Source organism: Streptomyces sp. DSM 41931, from assembly GCF_050271085.1.
Taxonomy (GTDB): Bacteria; Actinomycetota; Actinomycetes; order Streptomycetales; family Streptomycetaceae; genus Streptomyces; species Streptomyces albogriseolus.
In genome coordinates this window covers 2,833,986-2,858,883 of the sequence record NZ_CP189902.1, presented here as the reverse complement: position 1 = coordinate 2,858,883, position 24,898 = coordinate 2,833,986, and the positions used below count along the sequence as shown (strand labels likewise).

Genomic DNA, 24,898 nt, shown 5'->3' with positions numbered 1-24,898 from the left:
GGGAGCAGCGGCCGACGTACGACTGGATCCGAAAGGCTCAGGCCTCGGCGGCCTCTTCGCCCTCCTCGGCACCCTCGGGCGCCTCCTCGGCCTGCGCGGCCAGGACCTGCAGCACCACGGCGTCCTCGTCCACCGCCAGGGTGACACCGCTGGGGAGCGTGATGTCCTTGGCGAGCACGGAGGCACCGGCCGCCAGGCCCTCGACGGACACGGTGACCTGCTCCGGGATGTGCGTGGCCTCGGCCTCGACCGGCAGCGCGTTCAGGACGTGCTCCAGCAGGTTGCCGCCCGGGGCCAGCTCGCCCTCGGCCTGCACCGGGATCTCGACCTGGACCTTCTCGCCGCGCTTCACCAGCTGCAGGTCGACGTGCTCCAGGAAGCCCTTCAGCGGGTCACGCTGGACGGCCTTCGGGATGGCCAGCTCGTTGGTCTTGCCGTCGATCTCCAGCGAGATCAGAACGTTCGGCGTACGCAGGGCGAGCAGCAGCTCGTGGCCCGGGAGGGTCAGGTGCAGCGGGTCGGAACCGTGCCCGTACAGAACACCGGGAACCTTGTCGGTACGACGGATACGACGGGCGGCACCCTTGCCGAACTCGGTGCGCGTCTCGGCGGCGATCTTCACCTCGGACATGATCACTCCTCATAGTCAGAAACGGACGTGGTCACCCGGCCACGAACGGCCTGCTACGAAGAGCGCGTCGATAACGGACCGCCGTACGAGCTTCCGAAGAAGCGGTACGGCCTCCCTCGCCGAGCAACTCGTGCAGTTTACCCGGGCCAGGAGGCCGTACCCAAAACGATCACCGGCAGTCGAACGGACGTCGGACCGCAGAACCCTTACTGCTCGTCGAACAGGCTGGTCACGGAACCGTCCTCGAACACCTCACGCACCGCGCGCGCGATCGTCGGCGCGATCGACAGCACCGTGATCTTGTCCAGGCTCTCGCTCAGCTCACTCGGCGTCGGCAGCGTGTTCGTGAACACGAACTCACTCACCTTCGAGTTCTTCAACCGGTCCGCCGCCGGACCCGACAGCACACCGTGCGTCGCCGTCACGATCACGTCCTCCGCGCCGTGCGCGAACAACGCGTCCGCCGCCGCACAGATCGTGCCACCCGTGTCGATCATGTCGTCCACCAGCACGCACACGCGGCCCTTCACCTCACCGACCACCTCGTGCACCGTGACCTGGTTCGCCACGTCCTTGTCCCGGCGCTTGTGCACGATCGCCAGCGGCGCACCCAGCCGGTCGCACCAGCGGTCCGCCACCCGCACCCGGCCCGCGTCCGGGGACACCACCGTCAGCTTCGAACGGTCCACCTTCGCGCCCACGTAGTCCGCGAGCAGCGGCAGCGCGAACAGATGGTCCACCGGACCGTCGAAGAAGCCCTGGATCTGGTCCGTGTGCAGGTCCACCGTCAGCAGACGGTCCGCACCCGCCGTCTTCATCAGATCCGCGATCAGACGCGCCGAGATCGGCTCACGGCCGCGGTGCTTCTTGTCCTGCCGGGCATACCCGTAGAACGGCACGATCACCGTGATCGAACGGGCCGACGCACGCTTCAACGCGTCGATCATGATCAACTGCTCCATGATCCACTTGTTGATCGGCGCCGTGTGGCTCTGGATCAGGAAGCAGTCGGCACCACGGGCCGACTCCTGATACCGCACATAGATCTCGCCGTTCGCGAAGTCGAAGGCCTTCGTCGGGACGACCCCGACACCCAGCTGCTGGGCGACCTCCTCGGCAAGCTCGGGGTGGGCGCGGCCGGAGAAGAACATCATCTTCTTCTCGCCGGTCGTCTTGATCCCGGTCACAGCACTGTCTCCTCAGAGGTGTCTCAGCTGGTGGGGTGCGCGTTTCCGCACCTCTCACGGTACGCCGTCCCGAACGGGACGCTCTCCGGTCAGTCCTCGCCGGCCGGCTCCCGCGACGCCGCCTCCGCGGCCTTCGCGGCAGCACTCCCCGGACGCTTACGAGCCACCCAGCCCTCGATGTTGCGCTGCTGGCCACGGGCCACCGCCAGGGAACCCGGCGGCACATCCTTCGTGATCACCGAGCCCGCAGCCGTGTAAGCACCGTCTCCGACCGTGACAGGAGCAACAAACATGTTGTCCGACCCGGTCCGGCAGTGCGACCCGACCGTCGTGTGATGTTTGTCCTGTCCGTCGTAATTGACGAACACACTCGCCGCACCGATGTTCGAGTACTCGCCGATCGTCGCATCACCCACATACGACAGATGCGGAACCTTCGACCCCTCGCCGATCGACGCGTTCTTCGTCTCCACGAACGTGCCGATCTTGCCCTTACGCGCCAGCCGCGTCCCCGGCCGCAGATACGCGAACGGACCCACCGACGCCCCCGGACCCACCTCGGCACCCGTCGCCACCGTGTTGTCCACACGCGCACCCGCACCCACCCGGGTGTCCGTCAAACGCGTGTTCGGACCCACCTCGCAGCCCTCACCCAGATGCGTCACACCGTGCAACTGCGTCCCCGGCAACACCACCGCGTCCCGCTCGAACGTCACCGTCACGTCCACCCACGTCGACGCCGGATCCACCACCGTCACACCGGACAGCATCGCCGCCGTCAGCAACCGCTCGTTCAGAATCCGCCGCGCCTCCGACAACTGCACACGGTTGTTGATCCCCGCGATCTCCCGGTGATCCCCCGCCACCGACGCACCCACCCGGTGCCCCGCCTCACGCAGGATCCCCAGCACGTCCGTCAGGTACTCCTCACCCTGGCTGTTGTCCGTACGCACCCTCTTCAACGCGTCCGCCAGCAGCGCCCCGTCGAACGCGAACACACCCGAGTTGATCTCCCGGATCGCCCGCACCTCGTCCGACGCGTCCTTGTGCTCCACGATCGCGGTCACCGCACCGGAACCGTCCCGCACGATCCGGCCGTACCCCGTCGCGTCCGGCACCTCCGCCGTCAGCACCGTCACCGCGTTGCCGTCCGCCACATGCGTCTCGGACAGCCGGCGCAGCGTCTCACCGGTCAGCAGCGGGGTGTCACCGCACACCACGACCACGGTCCCGTCCACGGAACCGCCCAGCTCCTCCAGGCCCATCCGCACGGCGTGCCCCGTGCCGTTCTGCTCCGCCTGCACGGCGGTCCGCACCGCGGGGGCGACCTCGGCGAGATGCGCGGTCACCTGCTCACGGGCGTGACCCACGACGACGACCAGGTGCGCCGGGTCCAGCTCACCGGCGGCGGCGAGCACATGACCCACCAGGGAACGACCACAGATCTCGTGCAGGACCTTCGGTGTGGCCGACTTCATACGGGTGCCCTCACCCGCTGCGAGAACGACGACGGCTGCCGGGCGATTGGCGCTCACGGGATGCCCTTCGGCTGTGTTGGAGGTGGGGGGATGGACATCCGCAGGATACCGGGGCGTTTCCGGGGGGACATGAGCGCGGGTCCTGACCGGTTGCCGGTCAGGACCCGAACCATGCAGCTCCGCCAGCTGGATTCGAACCAGCACTACAGAGCTTCAAAGGCTCGCGGGCTACCAGTTACCCCATGGCGGATGGCTGCGTCAGACCTTACCCGAGGCGGGTGGCGTGGTGATCCCGGAGACCATTCCTGTCCACCAGCCTTCGATGCGCCGGTACAGGTCGGCGCCTTGTGACACCCGGACGACCAGACAGCCGCGATAGGTGTCGCCGACGTTCTTCCGGACGGTCGCCGGGTTGTGCTTCTTGATGGTCGTTTTCTGGAAGACGGAGACGTCCACGCCGACCAGATCCGCCCAGTACCGTTTCGCGCCCTCCACGTCGGCGGTCATATGGATCATCACGCGGTACCGCAGGCGATCGGGCTCGACGCCGAGCAGGTCGAGCCAGGCCAGGTACAGCTTGATCACGCCGGGGTCGCTGTTGACGAAGAGGACGTTCTCCCGCCGGTCGTAGGGCTTGTCCTTCGCGCCCTCGGCCCAGTAGAGGGCCACACCTGTGAGGAAGAGGTCGCGGTCGGACAGCGGGCCGATCTCCAGGGCGGCGGCCTCCTTGGTCCGTCGGCGCTGTTCGTCCCGGACGGCCAGCTCGTGCTCCCAGCGCATCCGGTTCGCCAGCCGTGCCTGCTCCGAAGGGGCGCGGCGCTCCGGCTTCGGCAGATCCCGCACCCACAAGGAGATCGAGCTCTTGGAGCACCCCAGCTCGACCTGGATCTGGTCGTACGTCCAGCCCTGAAGGCGTAGCTCGCGGGCCCTTGCCCGCAGGTCGTCCTTGGCGTTGGGGCGTCTGGTCCAGTCGGGGGCGGGTTCGCCTTGGAGGAGGCGGTTGAGGATGTCGTTGTTGTCGACGTGGAGCCGGTCGCGGATCTGGCGTCGGCTGAGGCCCGCGCGTCGCAGGGCGACGGCCTGGTCGCGGAGGGCTTCGAAGTCGGCGTATTTGCCGGTCGGATGTGCCATGGGCATACCGTCCGGGCGGAATGGATGGTTCCCCCCTCGAACGGTGAGCGATTCAGCAGTTCGAGGGATTGTGGGGCGTATCGCGGCTGATCGGTCGGACGGTGTGGTCCGGTGGCGAGGTGAAAAGTCGACGGAAATGGGGCTGGGAGCGCCTTTAGGCTGGGGGCATGACCACGACGGGGGAAGACCATGTGACGGCCCGGGGAGGGCCCTGGTGGTGGGAGCGGCGGCGCAGTGCCGTGCTCGATGTGGGGCTCGCGGTGGTGTCCGCGCTGGAGTGCGGGGTCGAGGGGGTTCCGTTCGCGTGGGAGGCGGGGATCCCGGTCGCGGTGGGGGTGGTGTTCGGGCTGGCGGCGGGGGCGGTGCTGCTGGTGCGGCGCCGGTGGCCGATCGCGGTGGTGCTGGTGGCGATCGCGGTGACGCCGGCGGCGATGGGGTTCCTGCTGGGGATCGTGGGTCTGTATTCGCTGGCGGCGTCGGACCTGCCGCGGCGGATCATCGGGTCGCTGGCGGGGATGCAGTCGGTCGGGGTGCTGATCGTGATGTTCGTGCGGATGCGGCAGGACATCGCGCGCGGGGACGTGGAGGTCGGTGACTGGCTGGTGCCGTTCGCGTCGGTGACGATGGCGCTGGGTGTGACGGCTCCTCCGGTGTTGCTGGGTCTGTATGTGGGGGCGCGGCGGCGGCTGATGGAGAGTCTGCGGGAGCGGGCGGACAGTCTGGAGCGGGAGCTTCAGTTGCTCGCGGAGCGGGCGGAGGAGCGCGCGGAGTGGGCGCGGGGTGAGGAGCGGACGCGGATCGCGCGGGAGATGCACGACGTGGTGGCGCACCGGGTGAGTCTGATGGTGGTGCATGCGGCGGCGTTGCAGGCGGTGGCGCGGAAGGATCCGGAGAAGGCGGTGCGGAACGCCGCGCTGGTGGGGGACATGGGTCGGCAGGCGCTGACGGAGCTGCGGGAGATGCTCGGGGTGCTGCGTGCGGGCGGGGACGGGGTGCGGGCCCGGCCGGGGGGTGGTTCGGTGCCGTTGGCGGCGGTGGGTGCCGCGGCCGCGGCTGCGGCGTCGCGGGTGGCTGCGGAGGAGCCGGCGGAGGGGCCGTCGCTGGCGGAGATCGACGAGTTGGTGGGGCAGTCGGCCGCGGCGGGGATGGTGGTCGATCTGTCGGTGGAGGGGGAGTACCGGTCGTACGCGCCGGAGGTGGAGGCGACGGCGTACCGGGTGGTGCAGGAGGCGTTGACGAACGTCCACAAGCATGCGGCGGGTGCGAAGACGTATGTGCGGCTGGCGCATCGGGTGTCGGAGATCGCGATGCAGGTGGAGAACGAGCCGCCGTCGGGGGTGGGTTCGTCGGCGGGGTTGCCGTCGGGGGGCAATGGTCTGGTGGGGATGCGGGAGCGGGTGTCGGCGTTGGGCGGGGTGTTCGTGTCGGGGCCGACGGATGCGGGGGGTTTCCGGGTGTCTGCGGTGATTCCGGCGTCGTAGGCCGGGGGCCGTCCCGGTCAGCCGGTGGTGAGGCGTTGGGGCTGGATGCCGGAGACCAGGGTGGCGAGGGCGTGGTCGATGTCGGGGCCGAGGTACCAGTCGCCGGTGTGGTCGAGGGCGTAGACGCGGCCTTGTGCGTCGATGGCGAGGAGTGCCTGGGTGTCGGTCTCGGCGCCGAGGGGGCAGACCTCGGTGTCGAGGGCGCGGCCGAGGTCGCCGAGGGTGCGGGCGAGGTGCAGGCCGTGGAGGGGGTCGACGTGGAGGGGTGTGGGGGCGATCTGGCGGCCGGGTCCGGTGGGCCGGATGTGGAGTCCGCCGAATTCGGCCCAGGCTTCGACGGCGGCGGGGAAGACGGCGTGGCGGTGTCCGGCGGGCGAGGTGTGGTCGCGGAGGGTGTCGGCCCAGATCTCGGCCTGTTTGATGTCCCAGCGGCCGGGTTGCCAGCCGGCGGCGCGCAGTGCGGCGTCGACGGGGACGGCGAACCTGGTGGTCGAGGTGCGGTCGGTGTGCATCTGCCCTTCGTTCGTCTAGGTCGTGTGGTGGTGCGGGGGTGGTTCAGCCGTCGGTGGCGGCGGGGTCGACCGTGCGGACGCCGAAGTGGGCGGTGAGGGCGGTGCAGGCGCGGCAGGGGGCGGCGTAGCTGCCGTGGAGGGGGTCGCCGTCCTCGCGGATGCGGCGGGTGGTGAGTTTGGCGTGCTTGAGGGCCTTGCGGGCCTCGCCGTTGGTCATGGGTTTGCGGGCGGCTCTTTTGCTGCGGGCGGCGTCGGCGGTGGCGATGTGCCGGGAGATGAGGATGGTTTCGGCGCAGCGTCCGGTGAAGCGGTCGCGCTGGTCGCTGGTGAGGGTGTCGAGGAAGTCCTGGACGAGGGGGTGCAGCGCGGGGGGTGTGTCGCCGCGGGCGGCGGTGCCGGTGAGGGTGGCGCCGCGGACGGAGAGGGCGGCGGCGATGGTGGGGAGGATGCCGTCGCGGCGGTGGCGGAGGGCGGGTGCGGGGGTGCTGTCGGTGGCGCTCCAGCCGATGCGGGGGTCGCCGGAGCGGGGGTCGCCGGCCGGCCCGGTGTGCGTCCCCGTCTGCGTCGCGTTCATGATCGTCATCCCCTCCCGAGCATCCCCCCGGTGGTCACAGAGTGCCAAATCGCGTGGCGGCTGGGGAAGCTGGGGCGGGGCGACACGCCAGGGCGGGGGCGGGCTGTCACGGGAGGGTGACGTGGGGTCACGGAAGCGGAGGGCCTGGTGACCGGTGCCCGGTGACCGGTGGGGGCGTACCGCATAGGCTGTCGGCACCGCGATCCGGCGGTGTTCCGTGTGCGGGCGCCGAGGGGTCGTGGTGGTGAAGCAGTCGAGACAGACGTGACAGTCGAATACGGTCCGTGACTTCCCCGATGGCGGGGTGGGGCGGGGCGTACAGAGTGCCGCAGGGGGCAACCGCCATGACGACAGGTCGGCTCGGGCTGGGGGCACCTCCCGGCCGTCAGGCTGGGGGCACTTCCGCGCCGCCGAACGCGGCCTATGCGGGGCAGGTCGTGCATTTCCCGGATCCGGTGCGGGCGGCCCGTCACCCGAGAGGGGTGCGGGTGGACGAGCGCGGTTACCCCGATTTCTCGCCCTATGCGCGTGCGGCCGCGGAGATCGCGGACCCGCCGGAGGGTTTCGGTGTCGACGAGCTGCGGCTGACGGACTATGTGTCGGCGAACGCGGCGCTGGCGGCGACGGGTCACGAGTTGTGGGACACGGTGCCGGCGGTGGCGACGCCGCACGGCTGGACGTGGCATCACGTGGCGGGCACGCGGCGTGTGGAGCTGGTGCCGGTCGAGGTGAAGGCGCTGCTGCGGCATCACGGCGGTGTGGCGACGGCGGCGGTGGATCACGGGAAGCGGGGGACGCGGCCGTTGCAGGAGACGCGTCCGGCGCATTTCGGTCTGCCGAAGTCGGGTGTGGCGGTGACGGAGTCGCAGGTGCTGGGCGTCGAGGAGGACCTCGGGTACCGGCTGCCGGGCGCCTACCGGTCGTTCCTGAAGGCGGCGGGTGGCTGTGCGCCGGTGGGGACGGCGCTGGACGCGGAGCTGGGGCTGCTGGTGGACCAGCCGTTCTTCACGGTGCGTGACGAGGCCGCGGTCAACGACCTGGTGTATGTGAACAAGTGTCTGCGGGACCATCTGACCAAGGACTTTTTGTGCGTCGCCTTCGTGCAGGGCGGTCTGCTGGCCGTGAAGGTGCGGGGCGAGCGGCAGGGTTCGGTGTGGTTCTGCGCGTACGACGATGTGCGGGACGTGGATCCGTCGTGGTCGCAGGCGGAGCGCGTGGAGCGGCTGCTGCTGCCGTGCGGTGAGGATTTCGACGTGTTCCTGTCGCGGCTCGCGGGGTCTCCTCCGGAGTTGGAGACGGTGGCGAATCTGATGGTGGACGGCGGGTTCGCGCGTGCCGTTCCGGTTTCTTCCGCGGGGGAGTGAGTCGTAGCGATGGTGACGTTCGCGCAGGCGCAGGAGCGCGCGGAGGAGTGGGTCAACGGGGATGTGCCCGCGTATCAGCATCGTGAGGTGCGGGTGCGGGAGTTCGGTCTCGGGTTCGTGGTGTGGGCGGAGGACCGTGCGGACGGTCCGCGCTCGGACGGCGGCGGGCAGCGGCTGGTGATCGCCCGGGACAGCGGTGAGGCGACTCTGTGGCCGGCGCTGCCGGTGGGCGAGGTGATCCGCCGGTACGAGGAGGAGTACGGCCGGGACGAGGCGGCTGGGGAGGAGCCGGCGCAGGCTCCTCCGGCGCGGGTGGACCTGAACCAGACGTCGTTCCTGCTGAGTCCGCCGGAGTGGCTGCAGGAGGCGGCGGACCGGCTGGGCATCCCGGACCGGCGCGGGGAGACGTCGGGGGGCGCCGGTGAAGCGGCCTCCGGGGTGTCGGCGGGGTCGGGTGCCGCGTCGGGTGCGGTGCCGGGGCCGGCGGGCGCGCCGGACGCGGGCTGGGCGGCGTCGTCCTCGGGGGCGGGTGACTCCGAGGGTTCCCCGGCGGGTTCCGGTACCGCGGGTTCCGGTGCAGCGGCTTCCGCTTCCGGCGGTGGCGGGTCGGCGTGGCCGGCGGCCGGCGGCGGTGCGGACGAGGGCACGCCGTGGGCCGGTACGGACACCACGGCGGACGTCGGCGAGGACCGCTCGGTGCCGCTGCCGCAGACCGTGTACGCGCCGCAGGTGAGGGAGCAGGGCGAGGACGCCCCGGCGACGCCCGACGCGAAGACGGCGCTGATGTCGGGCGGCAGCGGGCTTCCGCCGACGGCGGTCGCCCCGGCGGTCCCGGCGGGCGGGACGGGGCAGGCGCCGCCGCCCCCTCCCACCCAGGCCGGTGGTCCCGGCACCCCGGCGCCGGGTACGCCCGCGCCGCCGCCGGCCCCGGGTGCGCCGGACTCCGGTGACATCGCCGACGCCGCGACCAGCAAGGCGACTCCGCCGCCGAAGCGGGGGCAGGGTCCGACGACCCCGCCGCCTCCGGGCGCCCCGGGGACGCCGGGCGCGCGTCCCGGCGGTGCGCCCGCGCCGGCGCCCGCGCAGGGCGGGGGGAGCGGCTACGTGCCGACGCAGCTGGTGTCGTCGCTGGGCCCGGAGGGTCCGGCCGGCGGGCAGACGCCGCCTCCGGGCACGCCCGGCACGCCGCCGGGCGGGGTGCATCACGCGGCGACGATGCTCGCCGATCCGAACAGCTCGGGTGCGGGCGTGCCTACGCCTCCGGGGCCGCCCGGTGCTCCCGGCCGGCCTGGTGCGCCCGGCGCGCCCCAGCCGCCCGGTCCTCCCGGCGCTCCCGGTCAGCCTGGTACTCCGGGTGCTCCCGGTGCGCCGCAGCCGCCCGGTCCTCCCGGTGCTCCGGGTCAGCCCGGTGTCGCCAGTGCCCCGGGTGCGCCCCAGCAGGTCGGCGCTCCCGGTCGGCCCGGCGTCCCGGGCGCCCATGGCGCGCCCCAGCCTCCGGGCCCGCCCGGTGCTCCCGGTGCTCCGGGCCGGCCGGGTGCGCCCCAGCCCCCCGGCGCCCCGGGCGGCGCCCCCGGCACCCCGCCCGTGCACCACGCGGAGACCGTCCTGGCCGCACCCCCCGTCGGCGGTCCGGGCGCGCCCCCGCCGCCGGCGCCGCCCGGTGCGCCCGGCGTCCCGCCGATGGCGCCCGGGGCGATGCCTCCCGGCGCCATGCCCCCCGGCGCGCCCCCGCCGGGCGTCCCCGTGCCGGGGCAGCCGGCGGCGTACGGCTATCCGCAGCAGCCGCCCGGTCTGCCGACCGTCGGCCCCGGCTACCAGGCCGTGCTGCGCTACCGCGCGCAGGACGGCTCCGAGCAGCAGCTGATCCGGCGTTCCGCGCCGGGCACCCCGCACCCGGAGTGGCAGATCTTCCACGAGCTGCGCGCGATGAACGTGCCGCCGGGCCAGGTGCTGGAGCTGCACACGGAGCTGGAGTCGTGCGAGCTTCCGGGCGCGTACTGCGCGCGGATGATCCGCGAGCAGTGGCCGCAGGCGCGCATCACGTCGATCGCGCCGTACGGCACGGACCACGCGAGCCGGCAGCAGGGCATGCAGCAGCTCCTCGCCCACCAGGGCGAGCTGCACCAGGTGGCGGACGGTCCCGCGCGGCCGGCCCCGGTGCGGGCGCCGATCCCGCCGGTGCATCCGGCCCCGCCGATCCCGCCGGAGGCGATCGGGCAGGAGCTGGCGGCCGCGTTCGGGCCGGGCGTGTTCCGGTTCGAGCAGGCGGCGGTGTCCCGTCAGGGCGTGCCGCCGGTGGTGGCGCACACGCTGGTGACGGCGGGTCTGCCGACGGACATGGGACCGTTCTTCTGGGCGCAGGCCCAGCCGGGCCGCCCGGTGCCGACGCTGGCGGAGCTCGCCGCGGAGCGGGGTGCGCAGCCGGCGCCGGACGCGGGCTCGTACCTGGTGATGGGCAGCGACTTCGGCAAGGCGATCTGTGTGCAGTACGGCACGGCGAACATCGTCGCGGTGCCGGTGGAGGCCGGTCCGGGCGGTACGGCGGTGCCGCCGCAGTTCGTGAACACCGGGCTGCCGGAGTTCGCGCGCTGCCTGGCGCTGCTGGGCCGGATGTGGCGTCTGCGGTTCGGGCTGAACCAGGAGCAGGCGGGCCGCTGGACCGTGGACTTCCAGGCGCAGCTGGCCGCGCTGGACCCGGCGGCGCTGGGGTCGCCGGAGACCTGGTGGTCGGTGCTGCTGGAGCAGATGTGGGACGGGCTGCTGTGAGCCGCCGCCGCTGAAGGTGTGACCCGTGAGCCGGGCCCGGTCGTACGACGACCGGGCCCGGCTCACGTCTGTCCGCCTTCGCCGGGCCCGCCGAGCGGAGTGTCGCGTTATGAACACTTCCTTGTCATCGATCAAGATGTGCGCGATTCATCCCTTTTTGTGCTCGGTCGTCGTGCTGGGCTTCATGTCCGTCGGTGGAAGGGGTTCCAGGGTGAGCAGCGCATCGGTGTCGTCACGGGGGTTCGAGGTCGTCCGGGGGCGCGGGTACCGCCCGTTGCAGGTGATCGCGTACGTCGAGGCGCTGTCGGACGACCGGGACGCCGCCTGGGAGCGCGCGGCGCGGCTCACCGTGCTGGCGCGGGAGATGGAGGAGGAGCTCGAACGGCTGCGGGTACGGGTGGCGGGGCTGCCCGAGCAGACGTACGAGTCGCTCGGCGACGGGCCCCGGCGGCTGTTCCTGCTGGCGCTGGAGGAGGCCACGGCCGTACGGGAGTCGGCGCGGCAGCACGCGCGGGACCTGGTCGACCTGGCGCGGGACGACGCCGCCGAGGTGGAGGAGGCCGCGCGGGCGTACGCGGCCACGCTGCGCGCCGTCGCCGACGAGTACGCCCGCGAGCGGCTGGCCGCGGCGCGCGAGAAGGCCGACGAGATCCGTATCGAGGCGCGGCTGGACGTGAAGGAGCGGCGCACCGAGGCGCTGGCGGAGGTGCGGCGGATGCGGGAGCGCACCTCGGAGCTGCTCGCCGAGGAGGCCAGGACGCAGGCGCGGCGGCTCGACGAGATCGCCCAGGAGGAGGCGGCGCGGGCGGCGGAACTGGACGCCCGGCAGGCGGAGGCGGAGGAGCGCGCCGAGAAGGTGCTGGCCGAGGCGCGTCAGGCGTTCGCCGACGCGGGGGAGGCGGCCCGGCGGTGCGCGGACGAGGCGCGGGAGCGGGCGGCGGAGGTGCTGGCCGAGGCGCAGGCCCGTGTGGAGGACGTGGAGCGGGAGACCGAGCGGGTGCTGCGGGACCACGCCGACCTGCGGGAGGACGTGCAGACGCAGATGGACCATGTCTGCGCCAGCCTCAGCGCGCTGACCGGCCGCGCGGTGGAGTGACGCGCGGCCGGCCGGGGCCGTGCGCCGGTCAGGGCCTCCTGCGGATCGCGCCGGCGAGGATCCAGCCCTCCACCGCCTCGTACTGGCGGCGCTGTTCCTCCGCCCGGGTGCGGCCGGAGGCGACGGTGCCGAGCCAGCCGCAGGCGAAGCCGGCGGGGATGGACAGCAGCCCGGTGGTGGTGAAGGGGAACCAGGTGAAGTCGGCGTCGGGGAAGGCGGCGACGGGGGAGCCGGAGACCAGGGTGGTGCCCGGCATCAGCACCAGCACCGAGACGGTCCCGCCGATGAGGGTGGCGAGCAGACCGGTGCGGGTGTACCGGCGCCAGAAGAGGCTGTAGACGAGGGCCGGGGCGATGGCCGAGGCGCCCAGGCAGAAGGACAGCGTGATCAGCGGGTGCAGGCTGTGGTGCTGCACCAGCGTGGCCAGCAGGATCGCGGGGACGCCGACGGCCGCGGCGGACAGGCGGGCCAGCAGCATCTCCCGGCGCGGTGTCATCTCCCGGACCCCGGAGGCGAACACGTCGTGCGCGAGGGAGTTGGCGCAGGCGAGGATCATCCCGGCGACGGAGGCGAGGACGGTCAGGAAGATCGCCGTGGTGACGGTGGTGAGGAGGACGGTCTCCGCGATGGACACCTCCGCGCCGAACACCGCGCGCGTGCCGAGCAGGTAGGCGGTGTTGCCCCGCGGGTCGGCGCCGGCCACGGCGGCCCGTCCGAGCAGCGCGGTCGCCCCGAACCCGACGACCGTGACGACCAGCACGAACAGCGCCACGCCGGACACCGCCCAGGACATCGAGCGGCGCACCTGACGGGCGCTGCCTGCGGTGTACACGCGCATGGTGATGTGGGGGAGGCAGGCGCCGCCGAGGACCACCGTGAGATGCGAGCTGATCATGTCGATGCCGGGGCTCGCGCTGCCGGTGAACTGCAGCCCGGAGGCGAGGAAGGCGTCGCCGGCGCCGCTGTTGGCGGCGGCCGCGTCGAGGAGGGCGCCCGGGTTCCAGTCGAAGCGGCGCAGCATCAGCGCGGCGACCAGCAGGCCGGAGCCGAGCAGCAGCACCATCTTCAGGATCTGGATGAGGGCGGTGCCCTTCATGCCGCCGATCGCCGCGTAACCGATCATCAGCGCGCCCACGCCGACGATGCACCCGGTCTGCATCGACTCGCCGGAGAAGCCCAGGATGAACCCCATCAGCTGGCCGGTGCCGGCGAGCTGGACCAGCATCAGCGGCAGCAGCGAGGCGAGGGTGACGACGCCGGCGGTGATCCGCACCGAGCGGCCGCCCGGCATGCGGCGGGTCAGCGCGTCGCCCATGGTGAAACGGCCCGCGTTGCGCAGGGGTTCGGCCAGCAGGAACATCAGCAGCATCAGGGACAGGGCGGTGCTCAGCGCGAGCACGACGCCGTCGTGGCCGAAGAGGGCGATGACGCCGCTCGTGCCGAGGACGGTGGCCGCGGAGATGTAGTCACCGGCGATGGCGAGGCCGTTGCGCAGCGGGGAGAGGGAGCCGTAGCCGGTGTAGAACGCGTCGAGGTCGTCCCGGTCGGGGCCGGTCAGCACGCACAGCAGCAGGGTGATCGTGGCGACCGCGGAGAACCCCACCAGGGACATGGTCTCGGCGGTGTCGCCGAACTGCGGGTTCACCGGGCCGCCTCCCGCCGTGCGTCGACGGCCGCCTGACGGCGGATCAGCTCGGCGAGCGGGTCCACACGGCGGCGCGCGGTCGCCTCGTACAGGACGACGGCGAGCCAGGTGACGGGCACCTGGCCCACCGCGAGCAGCAGCCCGGCGGGGACGCCGTCGGCGACGGTGCCGGTCATGAAGGACGGCGCGCACGCGGACAGCACCAGGAAGAGGACGAAATAGCCGAGCGCGGTGAGGGTGGCGGTGCGGCGCTGCCGGCGGTAGGCGCGGCGCAGCCGGCGCAGGTCGCTGTGGTGGCCCAGCGGGGCGTGCCGGGGCGCCCGGTGGGGGCGGGGCGGGGGCGGGGCGGGTGGCTGCCAGGGGTAGGTGCGGTGGGTGGGGGAGGCGGTGTACGGGAGGCCCGCACGGGGATCTGTGTACGGGGCATCGGTGTACGGGTGCGGGGGGCGGTACGGGTCGCGGGGAGGGCGGAAGGGGTCGGCGGGCATCCCGTGCTCCTTGCGTGACTCGGGTCCGTGCGGGGACCGCAGGGAGGGGGGTGGCGGAGCGGAGCCCGCACGTTACTCGCGCGTAGAGCGGAGCGCGACGGTTTGGCGCAACTCGCGCGCCGGTGAGCGCTCTCGCGGGTGGTACCTGCCCTGAGCTGGGGTGTTACCCGGATTAACTCCGACTTTTGCGGTGTACGCGGGACATCGTGCTGTCCACCGGCGGGCGGTCCGCTTGACCCTGACGCGGCGGCAGGGTGGACGCTGGGCGGCGCCGGGAGGGGTGGGTCCGACGGCACGGGCGGGAGGAGGACGGGAGCGCCGAAAGGAGGAGCGACCCCGAGACGGTCTCCGCCCCACGGCGGAGAGCCCCTAGGGGCACCTCCGTACTGCGGCTCGGGGAGGGTTCGTCCCGGCGGAGGACGAAGCGGGGCCGCCCCCGTCCTTAACCTGGCTTTACGCCGCTGGGGGGTGGCGGAGCACAGCACCGGGGGTGGGGTTTTCCACAGCAGAAGACTGCGCTGAACACCAGCGCGCCGGACCCCCTCCCCCCGCCAGACTGAAGCACGTCCGGGACACCACGCACCGGGCGGCCGCCGCACACACGGGCGGCCGCCGGGGGCACCGCTTTCTCTTGACCACCGACATAGGAGACTTACCGTGACATCGGCTGTGACCATTCCCAGGCACGGGGGCACTGGAGGGACTACGGCCGTTGCCGCGCGGGCGCGGCAGGTCGTGAAGGCGTACGGGTCCGGAGAGACCCGTGTCGTCGCCCTCGACCACGTCGACGTGGACATCGCCCGCGGCCGGTTCACCGCGATCATGGGCCCCTCGGGGTCCGGCAAGTCCACGCTGATGCACTGCCTCGCCGGGCTCGACACCGTGACGAGCGGTCAGATCTACCTGGACGAGACCGAGATCACCGGGCTGAAGGACAAGAAGCTCACCCGGCTGCGCCGCGACCGGATCGGCTTCATCTTCCAGGCGTTCAACCTGCTCCCGACGCTCAACGCCCTCGAGAACATCACGCTGCCCATGGACATCGCCGGCCGCAAGCCCGACAAGGCGTGGCTGGACCGCGTGGTGGAGACCGTCGGGCTGGCGGAGCGGCTCAAGCACCGGCCGACACAGCTCTCCGGCGGCCAGCAGCAGCGGGTCGCCGTGGCACGGGCGCTGGCCGCCCGGCCGGAGATCATCTTCGGCGACGAGCCGACCGGCAACCTCGACTCCCGCGCCGGCGCCGAGGTGCTCGGCTTCCTGCGCCGCTCGGTCGACGAGCTGGGCCAGACCATCGTCATGGTCACCCACGACCCCGTCGCCGCCTCCTACGCGGACCGGGTGCTGTACCTCGCCGACGGCCGCATCGTCGACGAGATGCACCAGCCGACCGCCGAGCAGGTCCTCGACCGCATGAAGGACTTCGACGCCCGGGGGCGCACGTCATGACCGTGCTCAAGACCTCGATGCGCAACTTCCTCGCGCACAAGGGACGGATGGCGCTGTCGGCGGTGGCGGTGCTGCTGTCGGTGGCGTTCGTGAGCGGGACGCTGGTGTTCACGGACACCATGGGCACCACCTTCGACAAGCTGTTCGCGGCGACCGCCTCGGACGTTACCGTCAGCTCCAAGGACGCCGCCGAGGGCGGCGAGACCACCGCGGGCAACGGCAGGCCGCCGGTGATCCCGGCCTCCGTGGTCGACGAGGTGAAGCGCGCGGACGGCGTGCAGGCGGCCGAGGGCGCGGTGTTCTCCACCGCCGTCACCGTCGTCGACGGCGACCGGGACAACCTGTCGCCCACCAACGGCGGCCCGACCATCGTCGGCAGCTGGAACACCAACGACGCCCGCACCATGGACATCACCTCCGGTGCGGCGCCGAAGGGCGCCGGCCAGATCATGCTCGACGCCGACACCGCCGAGAAGCACGACCTGGGGGTCGGTGACGGGCTGAGCGTCATCACCGCGCTCGGCACGCACACCGCGAAGATCTCCGGCATCGCCGACTTCACCGTCACCAACCCCGGTGCCGCGATCTTCTTCCTCGACACCCCGACCGCCCAGAAGGTCCTGGTCGGCGAGGACGGCGTCTACACCGACGTCAACGTCACGGCCGCCGAGGGCGTCAGCGACGAGCAGCTCAAGCAGAACGTGCTGGCCGAGCTCGGCGGCGGCTACAAGGTGCTCACGGCCAAGGAGGCCGCCGAGGCCAACCAGAAGGACGTCGAGGGCTTCATGAACGTCATGAAGTACGCGATGCTCGGCTTCGCCGGGATCGCCTTCCTCGTCGGCATCTTCCTGATCATCAACACGTTCTCCATGCTGGTCGCCCAGCGCACCCGGGAGATCGGCCTGATGCGGGCCATCGGCTCCTCCCGCCGGCAGGTCAACCGGTCCGTGCTGGTCGAGGCGCTGCTGCTCGGCGTCGTCGGCTCCGTCCTCGGCGTCGGCGCCGGCGTGGGCCTCGCGGTCGGCCTGATGAAGCTCATGGGCCTCATGGGCATGGAGCTGTCCACCGGCGACCTCACCGTCGCGTGGACGACCCCCGCGCTCGGCCTGCTCCTCGGCGTGGTCGTCACCGTCCTCGCCGCCTACCTGCCCGCCCGGCGCGCCGGGAAGATCTCCCCGATGGCCGCGCTGCGCGACGCCGGCACCCCGGCGGACGGCAGGACCGGCTGGGTCCGCGCCGTCACCGGCCTGGTCCTCACCGGCGGCGGAGCGGCCGCCCTCTACCTGGCGGGCGCCGCCGAGAAGGCCACGGACGGCTCGATGTGGCTGGGCCTCGGGATCGTGCTGACCCTGATCGGCTTCGTCGTCATCGGCCCGGTGCTGGCGAGCGGCGTGGTCCGCGTCCTCGGCGCGGTCCTGCTGCGGGCGTTCGGGCCGGTCGGCCGCATGGCCGAGCGCAACGCCCTGCGCAACCCGCGCCGCACCGGAGCGACCGGCGCCGCGCTGATGATCGGGCTCGCGCTGGTGGCGTGCCTGTCCGTCGTCGGCTCCTCCATGGTCGCCTCGGCCGGGGAGGAGCTCGACAAGACGGTCGGCACGGACTTCATCGTCCAGCACGACGGCGGCCAGGGCATCACCCCGCAGGCCGTCGCCGCGGTCAAGGCCACCGAGGGCCTGGACCGGGTCACCGAGTACAAGTGGACGAAGGCCGACTTCACCACGCCCGACGGCAAGACCAGCGACGACACCGCGATCACCGCCGCCGACCCGACGTACGCCACCGACATGCGCATCGAGACCGTCGAGGGGAAGCTCGCGGACGCCTACCGGCCGGACTCCATGTCCGTCCACGAGGACTTCGCCAAGGACCACGGCGTCACGCTCGGCTCGACCGTCGACGTCGCCTTCGAGGACGGCAGGACCGCCACCCTCACCGTCCGGGCCGTCACCAGCAGCGAAGGCGCCATCGACGCCGGCGCGATGTACACGTCGATCGACACCCTCGCCCGGTACGTGCCGGCGGACAGGATGCCGCTCACCCTGATGGTGCTCGCCTCGGCGGAGGACGGCCAGAAGGACGCCGCGTACGCCGCCCTGAAGCAGTCCATGGACCGCTTCCCGCAGTACGAGGTGCGCGACCAGACCGACTACAAGGAAGCGCTGAAGGACCAGATCGGGCAGCTGCTCAACATGATCTACGGCCTGCTGGCCCTGGCGATCATCGTGGCGATCCTGGGCGTGGTGAACACCCTGGCCCTGTCGGTCGTCGAGCGCACCCGGGAGATCGGCCTGATGCGGGCCATCGGCCTCTCGCGCCGCCAGCTGCGCCGCATGATCCGCATGGAGTCGGTCGTGATCGCCCTCTTCGGCGCCCTGCTGGGTCTCGGACTGGGCCTCGGCTGGGGCGCCACCGCCCAGCAGCTCCTCGCCCTGGAGGGCCTGAAGGTCCTCGACATCCCCTGGCCCACCATCGCCGGGGTGTTCGCCGGATCCGCGTTCGTCGGCCTCTTCGCCGCGCTGGTCCCGGCGTTCCGGGCGGGCCGGATGAACGTCCTGAACGCCATCGCGACCGAGTAGCGGCCGAGGAGCGGCCGGCGGGAAGCGGCCGCGGGGTCACCGCACGCGGGGGTTGCGGGGAGACCGGCGCCGGAGGGTCCCACGGGGGCCCTCCGGCGCCGGCGCGTGCGGCCGGGGCGGGCGGCCCGTCGTCGTCCACAGCCCCCGGCGGCCGTCGGCGGGGCGACGTACCCTGGACACCCCCGGCCCGCGGCGCGCGTCGGGCCCGTCGTGTTGCACATCCCCGGAAGGGATTCCGCCCCGCATGAGCCTGCACGGTCTGCTCGACGCCGTCGTCAAGGACACCGCCCTCGCGGAAGCGGTCACGGCCGCCTCCGACGGCAACCGCATGCACGTCGACCTCGTCGGCCCGCCCGCGGCCCGTCCCTTCGCGGTCGCCGCCCTGGCCCGTGACGCCGGCCGCCCCGTGCTCGCCGTGACGGCCACGGGACGCGAGGCGGAGGACCTGGCGGCCGCCCTGCGCTCGCTGCTCCCGCCCCAGGGGGTCGTGGAGTACCCGTCCTGGGAGACGCTGCCGCACGAGCGGCTCAGCCCGCGCAGCGACACCGTCGGCCGCCGTCTCGCCGTGCTGCGGCGCCTGGCCCACCCCCGCCCCGACGACCCCGACACCGGCCCGGTCTCCGTCGTCGTCGCCCCCGTGCGCTCCGTGCTCCAGCCGCAGGTCAAGGGCCTCGGCGACCTGGAGCCGGTCTCCCTGCGCACGGGGCAGAGCACCGACCTGAACGACGTCGTCGACGCCCTCGCCGCCGCCGCGTACGCGCGCGTGGAGCTGGTGGAGAAGCGCGGCGAGTTCGCGGTGCGCGGCGGCATCCTCGACGTGTTCCCGCCCACCGAGGAGCACCCCCTGCGGGTAGAGTTCTGGGGCGACGAGGTCGAGGAGATCCGCTACTTCAAGGTCGCCGACCAGCGGTCCCTGGAGGTCGCCGAGCACGGCCTGTGGGCGCCGCCCTGCCGTGAGCTGCTGCTCACCGACGCGGTGCGCGAGCGGGCGCGGGTGCTCGCCGAGGAGCACCCGGAGCTGGGCGAGCTGCTCGGGAAGATCGCCGAGGGTATCGCGGTGGAGGGCATGGAGTCCCTCGCCCCGGTCCTCGTCGACGACATGGAGCTGCTGCTGGACGTGCTGCCCAAGGGCTCCATGACCGTGGTCTGCGACCCGGAGCGGGTGCGCACGCGCGCGTCCGACCTGGTCGCCACCTCGCAGGAGTTCCTCCAGGCGTCCTGGGCGGCCACCGCCGGCGGGGGCGAGGCGCCCATCGACGTCGGCGCGGCCTCCCTGTGGTCCCTCGCCGACGTCCGGGACCGGGCCCGCGAGCTGGACATGATGTGGTGGACGGTGTCGCCGTTCGCCGCCGACGAGGAGCTCGACGCCGACACCCTCAAGCTGGGGATGCACGCCCCCGAGACCTACCGCGGCGACACCGCGCGGGCGCTCGCCGACACCAAGGGCTGGCTCGCCGACGGCTGGCGCACCGTCTACGTCACCGAGGGCCACGGCCCGGCCGCCCGCACCGTGGAGGTGCTCGGCGGCGAGGGCATCGCCGCCCGCCTCGACACCGACCTGGGCGAGCTGACCCCGTCCGTGGTGCATGTCTCCTGCGGCTGCATCGACCACGGCTTCGTCGCCCCGGCGCTCAAGCTGGCCGTGCTCACCGAGACCGACCTCACCGGCCAGAAGGCGTCCGGCCGCGAGGGCGCCCGGATGCCCGCCCGGCGCCGTAAGACCATCGACCCGCTCACGCTGGAGGCGGGCGACTACATCGTCCACGAGCAGCACGGCGTCGGCCGGTACATCGAGATGGTGCAGCGCACCGTGCAGGGCGCCACCCGCGAGTACCTGGTCGTGGAGTACGCCCCCGCCAAGCGCGGCCAGCCCGGCGACCGCCTCTACATCCCCACCGACCAGCTCGAGCAGATCACCAAGTACGTCGGCGGCGAGGCGCCCACCCTGCACCGGCTCGGCGGCGCCGACTGGACCAAGACCAAGGCGCGCGCCAAGAAGGCCGTCAAGGAGATCGCCGCCGACCTGATCAAGCTGTACAGCGCGCGGATGGCGGCGCCCGGCCACGCCTTCGGCCCGGACACCCCTTGGCAGCGCGAGCTGGAGGACGCCTTCCCGTACGCGGAGACGCCCGACCAGCTCACCACCATCGCCGAGGTCAAGGAGGACATGGAGAAGTCCGTCCCCATGGACCGGCTGATCTGCGGCGACGTCGGCTACGGCAAGACGGAGATCGCGGTGCGGGCCGCCTTCAAGGCCGTCCAGGACGGCAAGCAGGTCGCCGTGCTGGTGCCGACCACGCTGCTGGTGCAGCAGCACTTCGGGACGTTCGGCGAGCGGTACGCGCAGTTCCCGGTGAACGTGCGGGCGCTGTCCCGCTTCCAGACCGACACCGAGGCCAAGGCGGTCCTGGAGGGCCTGCGGGACGGCTCGGTGGACGTGGTCATCGGCACCCACCGGCTGTTCTCCTCCGAGACCAAGTTCAAGGACCTGGGCCTGGTCATCGTCGACGAGGAGCAGCGGTTCGGCGTCGAGCACAAGGAACAGCTGAAGAAGCTCCGCGCCAACGTCGACGTGCTCACCATGTCCGCCACGCCGATCCCGCGCACCCTGGAGATGGCGGTCACCGGCATCCGCGAGATGTCGACGATCACCACCCCGCCGGAGGAGCGCCACCCGGTGCTCACCTTCGTCGGCCCCTACGACCAGCGGCAGATCGGCGCCGCCATCCGCCGTGAACTGCTGCGCGAGGGCCAGGTCTTCTACATCCACAACCGCGTCGAGTCCATCGACCGCGCGGCGGCCCGGCTCCGCGAGATCGTGCCCGAGGCGCGCATCGCGACCGCCCACGGCCAGATGTCGGAGCAGGCGCTGGAGCAGGTCGTCGTCGACTTCTGGGAGAAGAAGTTCGACGTGCTGGTGTCCACGACGATCGTCGAGTCCGGCATCGACATCTCCAACGCCAACACCCTGATCGTCGAGCGCGGCGACAACTTCGGCCTCTCCCAGCTGCACCAGCTGCGCGGCCGGGTCGGGCGCGGCCGCGAGCGCGGGTACGCGTACTTCCTGTACCCGCCGGAGAAGCCGCTGACGGAGACCGCGCACGAGCGGCTGGCGACCATCGCCCAGCACACCGAGATGGGCGCGGGCATGTACGTGGCGATGAAGGACCTGGAGATCCGCGGCGCGGGCAATCTGCTCGGCGGCGAGCAGTCCGGGCACATCGCGGGCGTCGGCTTCGACCTGTACGTGCGGATGGTCGGCGAGGCCGTCGCGGACTACCGCCGTCAGCTGGAGACCGGAGAGGCCGAGGAGGAGGCGCCGCTCGAGGTGAAGATCGAGCTGCCGGTCGACGCGCACGTCCCGCACGACTACGCGCCCGGCGAGCGGCTGCGCCTCCAGGCGTACCGCGCGATCGCCTCGGCGAACAGCGAGGAGGACATCAAGGCCGTCCGCGAGGAGCTGGTCGACCGCTACGGCAAGCTGCCGGAGCCGGTGGAGAACCTGCTGCTGGTGGCGGGCCTGAGGATGCTCGCGCGGGCGTGCGGCGTCGGGGAGATCGTGCTGCAGGGCACGAACATCCGGTTCGCGCCGGTGGAGCTGCGCGAGTCGCAGGAGCTGCGCCTCAAGCGTCTCTACCCCGGCTCGGTGATCAAGCCGACGTCCCATCAGGTGCTGGTGCCGCGCCCGAAGACCGCGAAGGTCGGCGGCAAGCCGCTGGTCGGGCGGGACCTGCTCGGGTGGGTGGGGGAGTTCCTCACCTCGGTCCTGGGGTCCTGACGGTCACTCCGGTGCTGGGGTCCTGACCCGGGCCGTCCCGGCAGACGGCAGGGCCGGCCGCGGTGCGTGAGGCGCATCGCGGCCGGCCCGAGGTGTATGTGAGGCTCTACGGCTGGTCGGGGCGGTCGCGGTCCATGCCGAGCCGGCGCTCCGCCTGCTGCTGGCCGGTGTCGATGTGCTGCTCGTGCTTGGCGCCGGTCCTCGGATCTCCTCGCATGCCCCAGCGACCTGCGGAGAGGTCTGGACCACTCGCTCGTTACGGTGAGCTTCCGGATGGACCGCTCCTGCCGGGGCAGAGTTGGAGCAGAACAAGGGAGGGGCGCGGTGACGCGAGACATGGGATGGGGCGGCAGGATGCGGCGCGGGGGAGGAGCGGCGGCCGTCGCGGTGGTCCTCCTCGCGGGATGCGAGTCGATACCCGACGCGGACATACCCGCATCCGGCGGCAGCGGGGCGCCGGCCCCCGACGGACGCGCGGCGAGCCCGCTGGACAACCCCGACGGCACCCGCCCCGGCCTCGCCCCCGTCCGCGACGCGCGGGACCGCGCCGAGGCCGCCGCCCTCATCGACAAGGTGGCCACCAAGGGCCGCGGCCCCAAGACCGGCTACGACCGCGACGAGTACGGCTACGCGTGGATGGACACCGCCGACGGCGTGCCCCTGGCCCGGAACGGCTGCGACACCCGGAACGACATCCTCCGGCGCGACGGCCAGGAACTGCGCTTCCGCTCCGGCTCCGACTGCGTCCTCGTCTCCCTGACGCTGGCCGACCCCTACACCGGCAAGAGCATCGAGTGGCGCAAGCAGAAGGCCGCCGAGGTGCAGATCGACCACGTCGTGCCGCTCTCCTACAGCTGGCAGATGGGCGCCTCCCGCTGGACCGAGGCCAAGCGCAGGCAACTGGCCAACGACCCGCTCAACCTGCTCCCGGTCGACGGAAGCGCCAACTCCGCCAAGAGCGACTCCGGACCGGCGTCCTGGCTCCCGCCCAGCAAGGGCATCCGCTGCGCCTACGCCGTCCGCTTCGCCCAGGTCGCCGTGAAGTACGAGATGCCCGTGACGAAGGCGGACAAGGAGACCATGCGGGAGCAGTGCGGGGTCTGAACCCGCTGGCCCCGCACGACGTGTGGACACGGCGCCCGCGGTGACGGACGGTCAGCCCAGGGCGTCCAGGTCGAGGATCTCGCCCTCGGGCTTCCCGGCCGGGACCGGCTTCCCGAAGTCGGTGAAGGTGATCGTCCCCGGGTCCGCGGCCGACGTGCTCTCCAGCCGGAGCAGATACGGCTCGCCCTCGGTGGCGACGTAGAAGGTGTACCGGTCCTTGCCGTCCTGCTCGGTGAGCGTCAGCGCCGGAGTGCCGTCGAGCGTGGTGGCCTTGCCCCGGGTGGCGTCCGAGCTGCCGTCGCCGGCGTCGCCGAGCACCTCGTCGAGGTCGCAGAAGCCCGCGATGTCCTCGGCGTCCGCGCCGGTGGCCGCCATCTTGGTCCATGTGCCGGCCATCATCTCCACCACCGCGTCGACGTCCGCCTGCGGCTCGCCCTCGCTCTGGGCGCGCAGGAACGCCTCGTCGTACTTGGCGTAGAGGGTGCCGCCGGTCTTGATCAGCTCGACCTCGCCCTCGTCGCCCAGGCCGAGGGTGCCGGCGCAGTCGCCCTTCTTGTCCAGGGCCAGGTCGAGACGGAGGGTGCCGCCGCTCTCCTCGTCGGGGATCTCGCCCGTGAACCGCAGGGACGGGGCGCCCGTGGTGGCCGCCAGCGCGCGCTCGGTGATCTCGCCGCCGGACAGTCCGGCGAACGGCTCCTTCGTGTCCTTCGTGTCCTTCGAATTCTTAGAGGTCTTCGGGTCCTTCGCCTGTTCCGAGGCCGGCTGGGAGCCGGCGGACGCCGTGTCCCCGCCGGACTGACAGCCGGTGAGCCCGGCGCCGGTCACGGCGACGAGGCAGAGGGCGGCGAGTGCGGTGCGACGCATGACGGTTCTGTTCCTTCGGGGGTTCGTGGTGGTGGACGGTCACCGCGGAGCGGCCGAGGTGACGACCGGGAGCGGCCGTGACGACCGGGAGCGGCCGTGACGGCCGGGAGTGGCGCGCGGCGCCGGGGGCGAGTGTCAGAACTGGCCGTTGCCGAGGAGCTCGCCGTCGGCGTCGTAGACGGTGACGAGACCGTTCTCGCTCTGCTTCCAGTCGGCGAAGGCGGAGGCGATGAGCTTGGCGGGGCCGGTGCCCTCGCCCATGATCCCGCCGGTGAAGTCGGTGTAGACGTCGGCGGTGTCGAGGATGTCGTTCTGCTCGTCGGCGCCCTGCACCTTGGTGACGTGCGAGACGGCCTCCTTCTCCTGCGCCGTCCCGTTCTCCTCGACGAACGCCTTGAACTGCTCGGCCTGGGAGGCCTTCTTCTCCGCCTTCTCCGCCTTCTCATTGCCCTTGCCGGCGTCGGCCCCGGTGCCCGCCCCCGTGTCCTTCGCGCCGCCGGGCTGCCGGTCCGCGGAGGCGGAGGCGCCCTTGTCGGCGGAGCCGGTGTCGCTGTCGCCGGCGTTCGCCGAGACGGCGCCGATGACGACGATCCCCACGACGGCGCCCAGCGCGATCTTGGTCTTCATACCCATGACGGTGTCCCCTCCCCAGGCGGCGGCCGCCCCCATTCACCGGCGGCCGCTCGTTTGCGGGGTCAATCAGAGCAGAGAGTGTGAACCGAGTCAACACGAGAGGTGTGAATCGATGGGTACACGGCCGTGAACCTCCCTCCGTAC

The 24,898-nt window shown here is 72.3% G+C and carries 18 protein-coding genes and 1 tRNA gene; 8 read left to right on the top strand and 11 right to left on the bottom strand.

The window, feature by feature from the left end:
- Window positions 1-37 precede the first annotated feature (37 nt).
- The 5 genes from ACP7TJ_RS13095 to ACP7TJ_RS13075 form a co-directional block, all read right to left on the bottom strand.
- Complete coding sequence (locus ACP7TJ_RS13095) at window positions 38-631, bottom strand: 50S ribosomal protein L25/general stress protein Ctc (RefSeq protein ID WP_093765659.1); 594 nt, start codon at window positions 629-631, stop codon at window positions 38-40.
- 206 nt (window positions 632-837) lie between these two features.
- Entirely contained in the window at window positions 838-1,818 is a 981-nt protein-coding gene (locus ACP7TJ_RS13090; protein ID WP_093765660.1) for a ribose-phosphate diphosphokinase, read from the bottom strand.
- A gap of 89 nt (window positions 1,819-1,907) precedes the next feature.
- Window positions 1,908-3,353, bottom strand: coding sequence for a bifunctional UDP-N-acetylglucosamine diphosphorylase/glucosamine-1-phosphate N-acetyltransferase GlmU (gene glmU, locus ACP7TJ_RS13085; protein WP_401542044.1), 1,446 nt, complete (start codon window positions 3,351-3,353; stop codon window positions 1,908-1,910).
- Between the two features lie 120 nt (window positions 3,354-3,473).
- Window positions 3,474-3,546 (bottom strand) — tRNA-Gln (locus ACP7TJ_RS13080).
- Window positions 3,547-3,554: 8 nt separating this feature from the next.
- The gene (locus ACP7TJ_RS13075; RefSeq protein WP_093765662.1) at window positions 3,555-4,427 is read right to left on the bottom strand and encodes a helix-turn-helix domain-containing protein; all 873 of its coding nucleotides are present in this window, start codon (window positions 4,425-4,427) and stop codon (window positions 3,555-3,557) included.
- Between the two features lie 167 nt (window positions 4,428-4,594).
- Between ACP7TJ_RS13075 and ACP7TJ_RS13070 the strand changes: the two genes are divergently transcribed.
- On the top strand, window positions 4,595-5,908 hold the full coding sequence (locus ACP7TJ_RS13070; RefSeq protein WP_367449308.1) for a sensor histidine kinase: 1,314 nt from the start codon (window positions 4,595-4,597) through the stop codon (window positions 5,906-5,908).
- 17 nt (window positions 5,909-5,925) lie between these two features.
- On the opposite strand, the gene ACP7TJ_RS13065 is transcribed toward ACP7TJ_RS13070, so the two are convergent.
- A complete protein-coding gene (locus tag ACP7TJ_RS13065) occupies window positions 5,926-6,420 on the bottom strand; it encodes an SUKH-3 domain-containing protein (RefSeq protein ID WP_093765664.1) in 495 nt (164 codons plus the stop codon).
- 43 nt (window positions 6,421-6,463) lie between these two features.
- Window positions 6,464-6,994: a YwqJ-related putative deaminase gene (locus ACP7TJ_RS13060; protein ID WP_093765676.1), complete on the bottom strand. Its 531-nt coding sequence runs from the start codon at window positions 6,992-6,994 to the stop codon at window positions 6,464-6,466.
- A 344-nt stretch (window positions 6,995-7,338) separates the two neighbouring features.
- On the opposite strand from ACP7TJ_RS13060, the gene ACP7TJ_RS13055 reads away from it, so the two are divergent.
- From ACP7TJ_RS13055 to ACP7TJ_RS13045, 3 genes are all read left to right on the top strand, one after another.
- Entirely contained in the window at window positions 7,339-8,358 is a 1,020-nt protein-coding gene (locus ACP7TJ_RS13055) for an SMI1/KNR4 family protein (RefSeq protein WP_093765665.1), read from the top strand.
- Window positions 8,359-8,367: 9 nt separating this feature from the next.
- On the top strand, window positions 8,368-11,124 hold the full coding sequence (locus tag ACP7TJ_RS13050) for an SUKH-4 family immunity protein (RefSeq protein WP_427763234.1): 2,757 nt from the start codon (window positions 8,368-8,370) through the stop codon (window positions 11,122-11,124).
- A 184-nt stretch (window positions 11,125-11,308) separates the two neighbouring features.
- Entirely contained in the window at window positions 11,309-12,220 is a 912-nt protein-coding gene (locus ACP7TJ_RS13045; RefSeq protein ID WP_427763232.1) for a cellulose-binding protein, read from the top strand.
- 28 nt (window positions 12,221-12,248) lie between these two features.
- Here ACP7TJ_RS13045 and ACP7TJ_RS13040 read toward each other — a convergent pair whose 3' ends face one another.
- Together ACP7TJ_RS13040 and ACP7TJ_RS13035 are read right to left on the bottom strand one after the other, a co-directional pair.
- Window positions 12,249-13,832 carry a cation acetate symporter gene (locus tag ACP7TJ_RS13040; RefSeq protein WP_425949579.1) on the bottom strand — a complete coding sequence of 528 codons (1,584 nt, stop codon included), beginning with the start codon at window positions 13,830-13,832 and terminating at the stop codon, window positions 12,249-12,251.
- A gap of 29 nt (window positions 13,833-13,861) precedes the next feature.
- The gene (locus tag ACP7TJ_RS13035) at window positions 13,862-14,353 is read right to left on the bottom strand and encodes a DUF485 domain-containing protein (protein WP_367548224.1); all 492 of its coding nucleotides are present in this window, start codon (window positions 14,351-14,353) and stop codon (window positions 13,862-13,864) included.
- Window positions 14,354-15,010: 657 nt separating this feature from the next.
- On the opposite strand from ACP7TJ_RS13035, the gene ACP7TJ_RS13030 reads away from it, so the two are divergent.
- From ACP7TJ_RS13030 to ACP7TJ_RS13015, 4 genes are all read left to right on the top strand, one after another.
- Complete coding sequence (locus ACP7TJ_RS13030; RefSeq protein ID WP_167743326.1) at window positions 15,011-15,799, top strand: ABC transporter ATP-binding protein; 789 nt, start codon at window positions 15,011-15,013, stop codon at window positions 15,797-15,799.
- Window positions 15,796-18,375 (top strand): ABC transporter permease, encoded by a 2,580-nt coding sequence (locus ACP7TJ_RS13025; protein ID WP_367496171.1) that lies wholly within the window; start codon window positions 15,796-15,798, stop codon window positions 18,373-18,375. The genes ACP7TJ_RS13030 and ACP7TJ_RS13025 overlap by 4 nt, the downstream gene beginning before the upstream one ends.
- Window positions 18,376-18,619: 244 nt before the next feature.
- The gene (gene mfd, locus ACP7TJ_RS13020) at window positions 18,620-22,153 is read left to right on the top strand and encodes a transcription-repair coupling factor (RefSeq protein ID WP_189911984.1); all 3,534 of its coding nucleotides are present in this window, start codon (window positions 18,620-18,622) and stop codon (window positions 22,151-22,153) included.
- 354 nt (window positions 22,154-22,507) lie between these two features.
- Window positions 22,508-23,257 (top strand): HNH endonuclease family protein, encoded by a 750-nt coding sequence (locus ACP7TJ_RS13015; RefSeq protein ID WP_427767350.1) that lies wholly within the window; start codon window positions 22,508-22,510, stop codon window positions 23,255-23,257.
- Between the two features lie 51 nt (window positions 23,258-23,308).
- Here the strand turns inward: ACP7TJ_RS13015 and ACP7TJ_RS13010 are convergent, their stop codons facing one another.
- Together ACP7TJ_RS13010 and ACP7TJ_RS13005 are read right to left on the bottom strand one after the other, a co-directional pair.
- On the bottom strand, window positions 23,309-24,121 hold the full coding sequence (locus tag ACP7TJ_RS13010; RefSeq protein WP_427763230.1) for a hypothetical protein: 813 nt from the start codon (window positions 24,119-24,121) through the stop codon (window positions 23,309-23,311).
- A gap of 135 nt (window positions 24,122-24,256) precedes the next feature.
- On the bottom strand, window positions 24,257-24,754 hold the full coding sequence (locus tag ACP7TJ_RS13005; RefSeq protein WP_427763229.1) for a hypothetical protein: 498 nt from the start codon (window positions 24,752-24,754) through the stop codon (window positions 24,257-24,259).
- Window positions 24,755-24,898 lie beyond the last annotated feature (144 nt).

Excerpts from the sequence above, each read along its gene's own strand:
- ACP7TJ_RS13095 (WP_093765659.1), bottom strand. The coding sequence starts at position 631 with ATGTCCGAGGTGAAGATCGCCGCCGAGACGCGCACCGAGTTCGGCAAG.
- ACP7TJ_RS13075 (WP_093765662.1), bottom strand. The coding sequence starts at position 4,427 with ATGGCACATCCGACCGGCAAATACGCCGACTTCGAAGCCCTCCGCGAC.
- ACP7TJ_RS13070 (WP_367449308.1), top strand. The coding sequence starts at position 4,595 with ATGACCACGACGGGGGAAGACCATGTGACGGCCCGGGGAGGGCCCTGG.
- ACP7TJ_RS13065 (WP_093765664.1), bottom strand. The coding sequence starts at position 6,420 with ATGCACACCGACCGCACCTCGACCACCAGGTTCGCCGTCCCCGTCGAC.
- ACP7TJ_RS13060 (WP_093765676.1), bottom strand. The coding sequence starts at position 6,994 with ATGAACGCGACGCAGACGGGGACGCACACCGGGCCGGCCGGCGACCCC.
- ACP7TJ_RS13055 (WP_093765665.1), top strand. The coding sequence starts at position 7,339 with ATGACGACAGGTCGGCTCGGGCTGGGGGCACCTCCCGGCCGTCAGGCT.
- ACP7TJ_RS13050 (WP_427763234.1), top strand. The coding sequence starts at position 8,368 with ATGGTGACGTTCGCGCAGGCGCAGGAGCGCGCGGAGGAGTGGGTCAAC.
- ACP7TJ_RS13045 (WP_427763232.1), top strand. The coding sequence starts at position 11,309 with ATGTCCGTCGGTGGAAGGGGTTCCAGGGTGAGCAGCGCATCGGTGTCG.
- ACP7TJ_RS13040 (WP_425949579.1), bottom strand. The coding sequence starts at position 13,832 with ATGTCCCTGGTGGGGTTCTCCGCGGTCGCCACGATCACCCTGCTGCTG.
- ACP7TJ_RS13035 (WP_367548224.1), bottom strand. The coding sequence starts at position 14,353 with ATGCCCGCCGACCCCTTCCGCCCTCCCCGCGACCCGTACCGCCCCCCG.
- ACP7TJ_RS13025 (WP_367496171.1), top strand. The coding sequence starts at position 15,796 with ATGACCGTGCTCAAGACCTCGATGCGCAACTTCCTCGCGCACAAGGGA.
- mfd (WP_189911984.1), top strand. The coding sequence starts at position 18,620 with ATGAGCCTGCACGGTCTGCTCGACGCCGTCGTCAAGGACACCGCCCTC.
- ACP7TJ_RS13015 (WP_427767350.1), top strand. The coding sequence starts at position 22,508 with ATGCGGCGCGGGGGAGGAGCGGCGGCCGTCGCGGTGGTCCTCCTCGCG.
- ACP7TJ_RS13010 (WP_427763230.1), bottom strand. The coding sequence starts at position 24,121 with ATGCGTCGCACCGCACTCGCCGCCCTCTGCCTCGTCGCCGTGACCGGC.
- ACP7TJ_RS13005 (WP_427763229.1), bottom strand. The coding sequence starts at position 24,754 with ATGGGTATGAAGACCAAGATCGCGCTGGGCGCCGTCGTGGGGATCGTC.